Source organism: Streptomyces sp. NBC_00019, from assembly GCF_045041015.1.
In the GTDB taxonomy this organism is placed as follows: domain Bacteria; phylum Actinomycetota; class Actinomycetes; order Streptomycetales; family Streptomycetaceae; genus Streptomyces.
The window spans coordinates 169,960-181,275 of the sequence record NZ_CP108303.1 but is presented as its reverse complement, the minus strand read 5'-3'; the positions used below and the strand labels follow the sequence as shown (position 1 = coordinate 181,275).

Below are 11,316 nucleotides of genomic sequence, written 5' to 3'. Positions count from 1 at the left end.
GGTATCCGGAGAGAGTTATATGACGACACCCTCCCCCTTCGACGGGCCCGACCCCACGAGGCCGCCATCGCCCGCGGCCGACGAGGAGCCGCTGCCGCCGTCCGGTGACGACGGCAGCGCGGCGCGGACCGGGAACGAGCCCTCGCCGGACGGCGAGGACCGAACCGAGGACGAGACGCCGCTGATCCGCCTCTCCGCCAAGCCCTCCGCGCCGGGTGGTCTGTCCTTCGCGGCCGGCTTCGCCCGTCGCCACTACTTCTCCGGCGCCCGTCTGCTCAAGCCCGGCCGCCGGGTGGCGATCGCCCTGGCCGGGGTGACCGGCCTCGCGGTCGTGGGCGCCGGCACGGTCGCCGGAATCGCGCGGCTCGGCGGGAACGACACCGCACAGGCCGCGGCCACGGTCCGGACCACCGACGAGCCGTCCACCCCGTCGGCGCACCACCCTTCCGCGGGCTCCGCGACCCCTTCCCAGCGCCCTTCCGGCAAAGCCAAGGGCCACCACTCCCCGGGCGAGAAGGACGGATCGTCGGCACAGGACGTCGTCCCCGGGCCGCCCGTGGAAGCGGCGCCGCCGCCGGTCTACGGGAGCGGAGCCGGCGGCACCGCGCAGGGCGGCGGCACCGGCGGCGGTACGACGAACAGCGGCGGGCAGTCGACCCCGCAGACGCCCAAGCCGGCCGCCGGGTCCGGCTTCACCGGCAAGCTCCTGTTCAACTTCGCTTCCAGCCGCTGCCTGGCCACGCAGGGCGGTTCCAAGGCGGCCGGCACGCAGACGGTGCTCGCCGACTGCAACAGCAGTGACCCGTCGCAGGGCTGGACGTTCCCCTCCGACGGCACCGTCCGCGACTTCGCCGGCACGATGTGCCTGGACGTCTCCGGCCTGGACGACGGCGCCCTGGTACGGCTGGCGAAGTGCTCCTCCTCGCGCGCCGCGAACCAGCGGCTCGTCCTCAAGAGCTCCTACGACATCGTGGTCAACGCCGACCCTGATCTGTGCGTCGACGCCAAGGACAAGAACACCGCGGCCGGAACCGTTCTCCAGCTGTGGAGCTGTGCCGGTACCGCGAACCAGAAGTGGCGCAAGGCCTGACGCACCGCACCGCACGCGTCCGCCCGCCGAAGCCTGAACACCGGCTTCGGCGGGCGCAGTTCGTGTGGACCCTAGGAAGTCCCCAGCCAGGCAAGGAGCCCGGACCGGTCCGAGCCGCTGCCGGCGCCGTCCGGAGCCGTCGTACCGAATCCGTGCCGTACGGAGAGTTCGAGCAGACGCTCCCGGTCCCGCATACCCAGGTCACCGTGGACGTGGACCACGGCATGGTGCCGCACGTCGGGCTCCAGCTGTCCGAACAGGGTGTCCAGACCCGGCCACAGGCCATCGGGGAGTGCCTGGTGCGGCGCCCCGAGGTCGACGGCGACGGCTTCGGGGGTGAGGGGACGGGCCGCGGCGAGGAGCGGCGGCTCCCCGTCGCGCGGTCCGATCCACAGGCCCGCCGGGGTCACGACCGCCTTGCAGTCCTTGCCGAGTGACAGTTCGTCGGGTGCCGTGGTCCCGCGTAAGGCCGCGGGCACCTGCCACTCCGTCACGCGCGGGGGCCGGTCGGGCGAGCAGACCACGGTCCGGGCGAAGGGACGCCACGACGGTCGGCCGACGGAGTCGACCATGCGCGGCTCCACGGTGGCGTCGCCCGCCGAGGCACCGTCCGGGATGCCGCCGTCCGTGGCCACGGGTGCCCCCACGGCCACGCGGACCTCGCTGTCCAGCAGATCCGCCAGTGCCTGCCCGATCCGCAGCAGCGGCCGTCCGTCCAGCGACAGCAGCCGGAGTGCCGCGCGAACGTGCTCGGGCAGGGCGGCCATCACCACGGCGAGGGCGGCGGCGGGCAGGTGAGAGGAAGCGAGGATCAGCTGCGGCCTGTCACGCTCCGGCGGGACGGCGTGCGGCTGGGTGTGGGCGGTGACGGGCGCCGGGCCCGCGGGCCGGACGGCGAGTCCGGCCGGGACGGGCTCGACCACATGACCGGCCACCGTCTGCCGGCCCACCTGCTTCACGGCCCTCTCCCAGTCCGGGATCGGCAGATGGCTGCTCACGCGCCGGGCGTCCGCGCCGGGGGAGAAGTGCCACCAGCCGCCGGAGGCGCCCGGAAGGTCGGGGGAGAAGAGGTCACCGTCGGACGTGACGAGCGCGGTCCCGGCGGTCGCCAGGACGTCGAGCCCCCACCGTTCGCAGATCAGCCCGGCCGCCGACGGCCCCCCGCCGGTTTCATCGGCGCCCGTGGACATCACCAGCAGCAGCAGCCGTACGTGCGCGTCCCGGCTCGCGTCCAGGGCCGGTGCCAGCAGCTCGCACAGCCCCTCGGCGCCGTCCTCGTGCAGGGGCGTACCGACCACGACGACGGCCTCGCTCGGACGGGCGGGAGCAAGCCGCCCGGCGAGCCCGGTGAGCCACTCCGGCGGCCGGCTCCCGGCGTGCACCAGGTGTATGTGGTCGCCGGCCCGCGAGACCGTCGGCGACGCAGCGGTGTCGGGACGGACATGGCTCGGATCCCGGCCGGGATCGTGTTCGGTCACCGTATTGCTCCCGCGGGGATGACGGTCACATGTGAGGTGCCGGACTCGGCCTCTGGCCACACATGTCTCAGTACGGGCGCGAGTCTACCTGTCTCGGCGAGGGCGGCCCGACCCACTCGATAACGCACACGTATTCAGACGAACGCCGAAGGTGTCGGTACGGTACGATGGTTACCGGACCCTAGGGTCCGCTTATGCGGTCCCTCCGCACCGAAGGACACACACGATGAGTCATGTACGTATCTCCGACGCCCTCCGCGCCCTGGTCTTCGAGCCCGATCCCGCGGTGGAACTGCACGAGGTCCTCGACCACTACTACGCCCCGGACTACACCCACCGCAGCGACGGGAAGACGCTGGACCGCGACGAGTTCACGCAGATGGTCGCGAACATCCGCGGCCAGGTCACCGAAGGCACGGTCACCGTGCTCGACGAGGTGACCGACGGCGACACCTACGCCGAACGGCACGTCTTCCGCATCACCCTGCGAAACGGCACCACCCAGACCCGGGAGATCGCGATCTTCGGCACCTTCGCCGAGGACGGCCGCTTCCGGCACCTGAGCGAGACGGGTTTCGACGTCGAGCCCGCCCGGACCGTCTGAACCACCCACGACCGGAGGACCACCATGCCCCGTCTCACCGACCCGGACCCCGCCTCGTTCCCGGACGAGATCGCCACGTTTCTCGGCAAGCTGCCGCCCGACCCGATGGTCAAGATGATGTCCCACTCGGCGGGCACCGTGAAGCCGTTCGTCGAGTTCGCCAGGACGCTGTTCACCGCGCTCGAACTGCCGGCCCGCGCGCGTGAACTGGTGATCCTCACCGTCGCCGCCCACACCGACGGCACGTTCGTCGAGGCCCAGCACGACCCCATGGCACAGTCGGCCGGCGTCGACGAGCGGACCCGCCGGCTCGTCCGCGAACGGCAGACCGACAGCCCCGAGCTCTCCGACGCCGACCGCGCCCTCGTCCGGTTCACCGCCGAGGTGGTGTGCCATCCGCGCGTCTCCGACGAGGTCTTCGCCGAGGCCCGCCGGTTCCTCAGCGACCGCGAACTGGTCGAGGTGCTGCAAGTGGCCGGTTACTACTGGTCGTTCGGGCGGATCGCCACCGTGCTGAACGTCGAGGTGACCAAGGTCTACGACGACGAACCGGTGCTCAACACCGGCGCCTGACTTCCCCCTGCCGAATGCCGCGGACTGGGCGCTGGTGGTCGGACACCCCGGGACCGGGGTGAAGGAGCAGACCTCCGGTACCTACGCGCAGCTGATGGCCGAGCGTGGGTCCGTCACCCTCGCCTTCGACGCCGCCTACCAGGGCGAGTCCGGTGGTCTGCCCCGCGGGCTGGAGGACCCCGCCCAGCGTGTGGAGGACTTCAAGGCCGCCGTCTCCTACCTCACCACCCGCGACGAGGACCCCGGCGTGCTGACGATGTTCCCCGACACCGTCGAACAGGCGGGCGCCCTCGGCGGCGAACACGGATTCGAGGGCTGGGAGTACTACTGCGGTCCCCGCGGCCACCACGAGCGCTCCGCGAAGTACCTCGCCTGGGACAGCGTCGACAAGATGGCCTCCAGCGACGTCTTCCGCGCCCTCCCCCTCATCGGCCCCCGTCCCATGCTGCAGATCATCGGCGAGCGCGCCGTCACCGCCTGGATGGCCATCGAGGCCCACCAGGCCGGCACCGGCCCCAAGGAACTCCACCGCATCCCCGGCGCCAGCCACGTCGACCTCTACGACAAGCGCGAATACATCGACCCCGCCGTCGAGAAGCTCACCGACTACTTCACGACCAACCTCGGCAAGTGACCGACTGAGGCCACGTACGGGGGGACATGGCGAAGGGGCCGACAGCTCAGGCTGTCGGCCCCTCATCGTGTGGGCCGTGCCGCGGCGTTGGCCCCCCGGGCCAAGGGCAGGGAGCGGGTCACTTCGCCTGCAGGGGCCCCGCGAAGGACTTGCGCAGGGACGCGGGGGCGGCCAGGGGGAGGAGCGCGGCGAGCATCTTGCCCTTGACCGTGCTCGGCTGCCGCGTCAGTTCGACGTCGACCCGGGTGCCGTCGCCCTCGGGGGTCATCCGGAAGACCCAGCCGCCGCCGGCTCCGAAGAGCTTGGAGTCGAGCGTGGTGATGGTGACCGTGTCACCGGCCGGCTCCCACTCGTAGCGTGCGCGTTCCCAGGCGGCCGCGGTCCCCTCGGTGACCTCGGCCCAGGTGTCGCCGAGGTCGTGGACCTCGAAGTGTGCGGCGTCGATGGTGGGCCAGGCCTCGGTGCGTGAGGGGCCGAAGTCGGTCAGCACCTCCAGCACTTCCTTCGGGCCGAGCTGGGAGACGAGATGGAACCGTACGACTGCCATGGGATGTCCTCACCGAGAAGTAACCGTTCTGACCGGTGACGAAAGATTCCCATGAGGCCTCGTCACCTGTCAAGATGGTTACTCTGGAGAGAGTTCAGTCACCTGTCAGGAGGGCCACGTGAGACATGTGTTTCCGTGCGGGACACCCACGCTCGACTTCGCGGGCACCCTGCAGGAGCGGCGGGCGCCGGTTCCGATCGAGCGGATCGGCTCCCCCGGACTGCTCGACTCCTGGTTCGTCGAGTCCGGGCTTCTCGACGAGAGGCCCGGATCCGACCAGGCGGACCTTCGCGCGGCGAGGGAGCTGCGAGAGGCGATCTACTCCCTGGTCAGGGCGCGTCTGGCCTACCGTCCTCTGCCTGCTGGCGCGGTCGACGCGGTGAACCGGCAGGCCGCCGGGGTGCCAGTGGCGATGCGCCTGGGCTCCGCGGGCAGCAGCCGTTCCGGCGGGGCCTCCCAGGCGCTCACCGAGCTCGCCCGTGAGGCGGTCGAGATTATCGCCGGCGGGGATGCGGCGCTGCTGCGTGAGTGCGGACACCCCGACTGCACGCACGTCTATCTCGACCGCTCCCGGGGCCGCCGACGGGAGTGGTGCGCGATGCAGACGTGCGGGAACCGCATCAAGGCGGCCGCCCTGCGGGCCCGCCGCCGAAGCTGAACGCCCCTGTCCCGGGGCCCCGCGCACATATGTCCAACGGGGACGGCCCCCTCGTACGGAACCGTCCCCGTCTCCCTCAACTGCGGTTCTCGGCCTGGAACATCCAGCTCTGCTTCTCCAGGTCGGCGGTCAGGCCGATCAGCAGATCCTGTGTCACGGCGTCCGCCGGACCGGTCACCTCGATGCGCTCCCGCACGCGTGCGGTGACGGCGGAGAACGTCCGCACCAGAGCGTCGATGGCGTCGACGTCCTTGGTCCAGCCCGCCGCGAAGTCGGGCACACCGCTGGTGGCGGCGATGGTGGCGGCCCGTCCGTCCGGACTGACCCCCAGCGCGGCGGCGCGTTCGGCCACCGTGTCGGCGTAGTCGCGCGCGGTGGTGACCACCTCGTCGAGCTGCAGATGGACGGAGCGGAAGCGCGGCCCGTAGAGATTCCAGTGCGCCTGCTTGGCCACCAGGGACAGGTCGAGCAGGTCGACCAGGGTCGCTTGCAGTGCGCTCCCTGCGATCTCGCGCTCTTTGTCCGGCAGTGGGCTGTTGATGACCGTCATGGGTATGCGGTTCCTTTCCGAATTGTCTCCAGCATCCCCATTGTCGAAGCCACCGGTCTGTCATGGATCAGTCGTTTGACTGCAGGCTGCTGGAGGAGGGTGGTCCACCAGGCGCTGATCCGCGCGGCACCGTGGCACGCACCCCGGGAGTCGGTCCCTGCTCGGTGAGGGGTTCGACCGGCCGGCCGGTCGATGCGACGGACGGCGACTGACGTTGTAGGTGGCGGCAGCGGTGCTCAGAAGAGGGGGATACCCGGCTCGAACCCGAAGCGCACGCGTCCGGCGGCCTCCAGGTATGGGGAGAAGTGGTTGGCGTGCTGGAGCGCCAGCATGCCGTCGCGGAAGAGCCGCGCGACGGGGTTGGCGTGGTCGGTGGAGGCGGAGCCACCGAGTTCATGCATGGCCACGAGCACCTCACGGCTGACGTCTGTTGCGTGACACATCGCGGCGTGGAGAGCAGCCCGCTGGTCGAGGGTGACGGGCTCGCCCTTCTCCGTGGCGGCGTCCACGGCTGCCGCCGTGGACAGCAAAAGCAGCCGCGCCGCATGCAGGGCCGCCTCGGACCGGGCGACTGCCACATGGGCGCGGGCAGATTCCGCGAGCGTGCCATCGGTGGGCGTGCTCCTGTTCGTGGCGAGAACGACGACCTCGTCGATGGCGCTTTGCGCGACACCGAGCACCACTGCGGAGCAGCCGGGGAAGACGAGCGTCGGGATGAAGCCCTGGGAGCGGGGGTGCTGGGCATGGTCCGGCTCGTCGAAACGGGCGACCAGCTCGTCGGGGACGAGGACGTCGTCGACGGCCACCGTGTTGCTGCCGGTGCCCGGCATGCCGCTCACGTCTCCGCTGTCCTGGACCGAGAGCTGGTCCCGGCTCAGGGTGAAGAGCCGTACGTCCGGTGTGCCCGCCTGCGTCAGTCGAGGGTCGCCGTTCTCCACGACGACGGCGACCACGACGAGCCAGTCCGCCCGGTCGACACCGCCGACGTGTTTCCAAGTGCCCGAGAGACGGTAGCCGCCTTCGGTCACCACCGCAGTGCCGGGCTGACTGGCGTTGGCGAAGACCGGATCGGGGCCGTCCGCCCAGATTCGAGCAGTGCCGGCGTTGCCGAGCAGCGCAGCGAGGAACCCCCAGTTGGTGTTCCACACCACCCACGCCACCGAGACTTCGAGACGGCCGAAGCCCTCGTACACCTTCAGCACTGTCTCCAGAGGTGCCTCGAACCCGCCCAGCTCACGCGGGGTGAGCAGCCGGAAGGCACCGCTGTCGCGCAGCTCCTGCATCAGTTTGTCGGGCAGGTCGCGACCGGCCTCCACGTCCTCGGCAGCGGCCTTGACGGAGGCCGAGAGCAGCTCGGGGAGACGCAACGGGCTGGACTCATATCTGCTCATGGGTTCTCCAACGTGGGGAATCGGCGAGGGTGAATACCCGCATACGCTGAGGGAACGTGTTTCGATCACCATGAGGTTCAGTGGCAGCCGCAACCCGGCCTTTCCGAAGTCGGGTCAGACGAGTCCCTGAGCGGCCGCCCTGACTCCTGCCTGGAAACGGGTGTCGGCTCCCAGCCTGCTCAGGACGGCGGCGACACGCCGGGTGGCGGTCCGGGTGCTGCACCCCAGCTGGCGGGCGATGGCCTGGTCCTTCAGCCCGGCTTTGAGCATGCCGAGGAGCAGGATGTCGTCCGCGCCGAAGGTGTCGTCCTCGACGGGTGCCGTGCCGGAGATCGGCTCGGCGCGGGCCCAGTAGGCCTCGTAGAGTTCCATCAGGGCGTCGAGCATGGCGGACGGGTGGATGACGACGAGGTCGTCGTAGACCGGGCCGGACAGCGGGACCAGGGCGACCCGCTTGTCGATGATGTGCAGTTTGAACGGCAGGGACGGCAACAGCCTGGACCGCTCGCCCAGTTCGGCGAGTCTGAGCAGCGTGGCGAACCGTCCGGGGCGCTCCATCGACTGCGGGCAGTAGATCGAGCGCACCTCGATGCCCCGTCCCAGCCAGGCCGCCGTGATGGCGAACTCGTCCTCGTTGCTGTGGTGTTGGCCATCGGGCCGTCCCACGTAGGGCGGCCGGTCGAGGGCCCACATGTGGCTGGTCGCGGAGTTGCTCAGTTCCTCGACCCGTTCCCGGATCAGCTCGCGGTCCGACAGGACCTCCAGCAGGTTGCGCGGATCGGCCCGCAGCCGTCCGTCCCGGTAGCGCTCGGCGATCCGGTCGATCTCCGTCCGCGCCGAGGCCAGCGCCGTCTCCACCTCGAATTGCCGCCTGGCCAACAGGGGCAGCAGCGCGGCCTGGGGGTTCGTCGCCTGGTGGCGGCCGCGGCCGGCGGCGCGCAGGAGTCCGAGTTCCGTGAGCCGGGCGATGGACCGACGGACGTGGTCCACCGATGTTCCCAGCGATACGGCGAGGTCCGAGACGAGCACGGGTCCCTGGTCCAGGAAACACCGGTAGATCCGTTCGTCGGACTCGGATATGCCCAGTGCCGTGAGCATGTGTACGTACCTCCGTCGAGTCGGCGTGTGTCTTCCGCGGCGCAGTGGTCCGCGTGCGCTCAGGACGTGGACCACTTCTGGTTGACTCCGCCGGAACAGGACCACAGCTGGAGCCGGGTCCCGTTCTCCGTACCGTTGTCCCGTACGTCCGTGCACTTGTCGGCGAGTGTGCTCACCAGGTCGTGGCGGTAGTTCAGTACGAACCGCTGTGCCGGACTCCCGTCGCAGGAAGCGAGTTCGAGGTCGGCGCCGTCAGCTGTCGAGCCGCCCGCGAGCTGTACGCACATGTCGAGCGCGCGCATGGTCCCGTCCGTGAACGTCCAGTGCTGCGAGGCGGAGTCCGAGCAGTCCCAGATCATCAGGTTCGCGCCCGGCACGGCGTTTCCGCCCACGACGTCGATGCAGCGCTGCGAGGCGTTGCTGAACACGTTCACTCCCGGCGCCGCGGCCGGAGCGGTCGTCCTGGTCCCGGTCGGGTCCTTCGCCGGGGCGGTGGCGTGCTCGCCCGTGGACGCCGAATCGTCACTGGACGCACTGCTCCTGGGTGAGGCGGACGTGGACTTCGCGGAGCCGTCGGGCTTCTTGCCGGCGCCGGTACCGGAGGCGCTCACCGCAGGTGCCGGCACACGGTCGAGACCGTCGACGACGTCTGTGCCGTAGTCACCGGATTCGACGGACACCGATGCCCCGTCGCGCTTGCCGTCGTCGTGCCCGCCGGCCAGGCCCAGGGTGAGCAGGACGCCGCCCACCGCGAGCAGTCCCACGATGCCCACGACCCCGAGAGCACCGCGGGATGCCTCGCGCCGGGCCGTGGCCGGTTCGAGCGGTACGACGTTGTCCGGAGCGGGGCTGCTGTCCACGGCGCCGCGGCCGGCGTTTCCTCGCGACCCGAGCGAGGAGATCCGGGTGAGCCGGGGCAGGGCGGTGTCTCTGCCGGCCGCGTCGGGCTTATCGGGCGTGGAACCGGTACCGACCGGCCTGGCGCTGCCGGGGACTCTCTTGGGGAGGTCCCCCGCCGGGGGAGTGTGGGGAGGCTTCATGGGGTCCTTTCCAGCGGAGCCGAGCAGGGGCGGCGGGTGGCAACTCGAGTGGGTGCGTCGGGCGGCGCGGCCGATGACACCGGACCGCACACGAACGCTGTCCGGCCTCGCGGTCGGGCGGCGTTCGTGTGCGGGGAACCGGATCCTGAACTCGGCTACGCCCAGCAGCCGTTCACGGTCGCGGCGAGGCCGTCCATCGCGTCCTTGATGTCGTTCGGAGCGGCCGCGGAGCCGTTCTCGACGAAGGAGAACACCCGCCATTCGCCGTCCTCGGTCCGGGTCAGACCGCTCAGGGCGACGGCACCGGTGAGAGTGCCGGTCTTCGCCTGCACCTTGCCGACCGCGCATTGGGAGTTCGGGTCGTCGAACCGGCCCCACTCCGGGCCGAGGGTGGAGCCCGCCTCACCGGCGACCGGCAGGCCGTCGAGGATGGCGCCCAAGGTGTACGCGTACTGGGGCTCCGTGAGCAGTTCGAGGATCTGCGCGAGGGTGGCCGCCGGGATGCGGTCGGTCCGGGACAGGCCGCTGCCGTCGTGGATCTCGAAGTGGTCGAGAGAGACGCCGTAGCGGTGGCTGAGTACCTGGCGCACGACCTCGGCGCCGCCCTCGAAGGTGGCGGGGCGTCCCGCGCCCAGGGCGGTCATCCGCAGCAGGGTCTCGGCGATGTTGTTGTCGCTGGTCTTGAGCATCTTCTTGACGATGTCCGCCAGCGGGGCCGACTTGTGGCGTGCGACCGGTACGTCCCGGTGACCGGCCTTCTGGCGTGTGACGTCGCCGTCGACCGTGACGCCGTCCTCGGCGAGCAGCTTGGCGAAGGTCTGCCCGGCGTCGATGGAGGTGTCCTGGACACCGCGGCCGTCGACGACCAGGGCGCGGACCGGGGCGACGGAGTCCGGGTAGTAGCCCTCGTTCCAGCCGTCGGCCAGGGTCGGCGCGGCGAACAGGCTGTCGTCCACGGCGACCTTCACCGAGGTCAGGCCCGCCTGCTTCAGCCCGGCGACCGCGGTCTGCGCCAGCTCGGCGAGGTCGGCGCTGGTCAGGGTGCGGTCGCCGCCGCCGACGAGGGTCAGGGTGCCGTCGCCGTAGACCACCTTGGTGGTGAACCGGTGGTCCGGGCCCAGCACCGTCAGCGCGGCGGTCGACGTGGCCAGCTTGACGTTGGAGGCCGGCATCAGCGCGGTGGCGCCGTTGTGGTCCCACAGGGTCTCGTCGGAGTCCGCGTCGAGCACCACTCCGCTCACGTCGGAGCCCAGCCGCTGGTCGAGCACCCGGGTGTCCAGGTTCGCGGCCATCTGCTGGTCGTCGGCGTCGACACCCTCGGCCGCGCCGGCCGCCGTGCCGGTCGCGCCGTTGCCGGACGCGGCGAAGGCCGAGGGCCCCGCCAGCGCGGCCGAGGCCATGGGCACCGCGATCGCGAGCACGACGGCACGCCGGACCCCCGAGCCGCCCTCTCTCGTCTTGCGATGCCGCCGTCGGCCGCCCGGTGCGAAGGCAGTCGTCTGCTGTGTTTCCTCTGCCGAGTTACTCATGGAATCCCAAGGTCCGAGTACAGAAACGTGTGAGAAGAAGATCGGCGCGCACCCTACCACCCGTCATATGTGGTGCAGGTGTCTGGCAAGGGTGTGAACCTCGTCAGCCAGTCTCATGGTTCAC

Annotated in this window: 12 protein-coding genes; 5 read left to right on the top strand and 7 right to left on the bottom strand. The window is 70.8% G+C overall.

The annotated features are described in order from the left end of the window. Positions 1–19 precede the first annotated feature (19 nt). Positions 20–1,090, top strand: coding sequence for an RICIN domain-containing protein (locus tag OHU89_RS53525; RefSeq protein WP_331737555.1), 1,071 nt, complete (start codon positions 20–22; stop codon positions 1,088–1,090). A gap of 71 nt (positions 1,091–1,161) precedes the next feature. On the opposite strand, the gene OHU89_RS53520 is transcribed toward OHU89_RS53525, so the two are convergent. Next, on the bottom strand, positions 1,162–2,568 hold the full coding sequence (locus OHU89_RS53520; RefSeq protein WP_331737554.1) for a hypothetical protein: 1,407 nt from the start codon (positions 2,566–2,568) through the stop codon (positions 1,162–1,164). Positions 2,569–2,794: 226 nt separating this feature from the next. On the opposite strand from OHU89_RS53520, the gene OHU89_RS53515 reads away from it, so the two are divergent. From OHU89_RS53515 to OHU89_RS53505, 3 genes are read left to right on the top strand one after another with little or no spacing between them, the layout of a single operon-like run. Further along, entirely contained in the window at positions 2,795–3,172 is a 378-nt protein-coding gene (locus tag OHU89_RS53515) for a nuclear transport factor 2 family protein (RefSeq protein ID WP_331737552.1), read from the top strand. A gap of 24 nt (positions 3,173–3,196) precedes the next feature. Continuing rightward, a complete protein-coding gene (locus tag OHU89_RS53510) occupies positions 3,197–3,745 on the top strand; it encodes a hypothetical protein (RefSeq protein WP_331737549.1) in 549 nt (182 codons plus the stop codon). 7 nt (positions 3,746–3,752) lie between these two features. Then, positions 3,753–4,379 (top strand): alpha/beta hydrolase, encoded by a 627-nt coding sequence (locus tag OHU89_RS53505; protein WP_331737801.1) that lies wholly within the window; start codon positions 3,753–3,755, stop codon positions 4,377–4,379. Between the two features lie 118 nt (positions 4,380–4,497). Here the strand turns inward: OHU89_RS53505 and OHU89_RS53500 are convergent, their stop codons facing one another. Next, entirely contained in the window at positions 4,498–4,926 is a 429-nt protein-coding gene (locus OHU89_RS53500) for a hypothetical protein (RefSeq protein ID WP_331737548.1), read from the bottom strand. Positions 4,927–5,044: 118 nt separating this feature from the next. Between OHU89_RS53500 and OHU89_RS53495 the strand changes: the two genes are divergently transcribed. Continuing rightward, on the top strand, positions 5,045–5,584 hold the full coding sequence (locus OHU89_RS53495) for an ABATE domain-containing protein (protein ID WP_331737546.1): 540 nt from the start codon (positions 5,045–5,047) through the stop codon (positions 5,582–5,584). Between the two features lie 76 nt (positions 5,585–5,660). Here the strand turns inward: OHU89_RS53495 and OHU89_RS53490 are convergent, their stop codons facing one another. The 5 genes from OHU89_RS53490 to dacB form a co-directional block, all read right to left on the bottom strand. Next, the gene (locus tag OHU89_RS53490; RefSeq protein ID WP_331737543.1) at positions 5,661–6,134 is read right to left on the bottom strand and encodes a DNA starvation/stationary phase protection protein; all 474 of its coding nucleotides are present in this window, start codon (positions 6,132–6,134) and stop codon (positions 5,661–5,663) included. 236 nt (positions 6,135–6,370) lie between these two features. Then, positions 6,371–7,525 (bottom strand): acyl-CoA dehydrogenase family protein, encoded by a 1,155-nt coding sequence (locus OHU89_RS53485; RefSeq protein WP_331737541.1) that lies wholly within the window; start codon positions 7,523–7,525, stop codon positions 6,371–6,373. A gap of 114 nt (positions 7,526–7,639) precedes the next feature. Beyond that, positions 7,640–8,623, bottom strand: a complete 984-nt coding sequence (locus OHU89_RS53480; RefSeq protein ID WP_331737538.1) for a transcriptional regulator — start codon at positions 8,621–8,623, stop codon at positions 7,640–7,642. A 59-nt stretch (positions 8,624–8,682) separates the two neighbouring features. Next, on the bottom strand, positions 8,683–9,663 hold the full coding sequence (locus OHU89_RS53475) for an RICIN domain-containing protein (protein ID WP_331737535.1): 981 nt from the start codon (positions 9,661–9,663) through the stop codon (positions 8,683–8,685). Positions 9,664–9,818: 155 nt separating this feature from the next. Beyond that, positions 9,819–11,192, bottom strand: coding sequence for a D-alanyl-D-alanine carboxypeptidase/D-alanyl-D-alanine-endopeptidase (gene dacB, locus OHU89_RS53470; protein WP_331737533.1), 1,374 nt, complete (start codon positions 11,190–11,192; stop codon positions 9,819–9,821). Positions 11,193–11,316 lie beyond the last annotated feature (124 nt).

Coding starts and splice junctions, on each gene's coding strand:
- OHU89_RS53485 (WP_331737541.1), bottom strand. CDS start 7,525: ATGAGCAGATATGAGTCCAGCCCGTTGCGTCTCCCCGAGCTGCTCTCG.
- OHU89_RS53510 (WP_331737549.1), top strand. CDS start 3,197: ATGCCCCGTCTCACCGACCCGGACCCCGCCTCGTTCCCGGACGAGATC.
- OHU89_RS53515 (WP_331737552.1), top strand. CDS start 2,795: ATGAGTCATGTACGTATCTCCGACGCCCTCCGCGCCCTGGTCTTCGAG.
- OHU89_RS53525 (WP_331737555.1), top strand. CDS start 20: ATGACGACACCCTCCCCCTTCGACGGGCCCGACCCCACGAGGCCGCCA.
- OHU89_RS53480 (WP_331737538.1), bottom strand. CDS start 8,623: ATGCTCACGGCACTGGGCATATCCGAGTCCGACGAACGGATCTACCGG.
- OHU89_RS53500 (WP_331737548.1), bottom strand. CDS start 4,926: ATGGCAGTCGTACGGTTCCATCTCGTCTCCCAGCTCGGCCCGAAGGAA.
- OHU89_RS53475 (WP_331737535.1), bottom strand. CDS start 9,663: ATGAAGCCTCCCCACACTCCCCCGGCGGGGGACCTCCCCAAGAGAGTC.
- OHU89_RS53490 (WP_331737543.1), bottom strand. CDS start 6,134: ATGACGGTCATCAACAGCCCACTGCCGGACAAAGAGCGCGAGATCGCA.
- dacB (WP_331737533.1), bottom strand. CDS start 11,192: ATGAGTAACTCGGCAGAGGAAACACAGCAGACGACTGCCTTCGCACCG.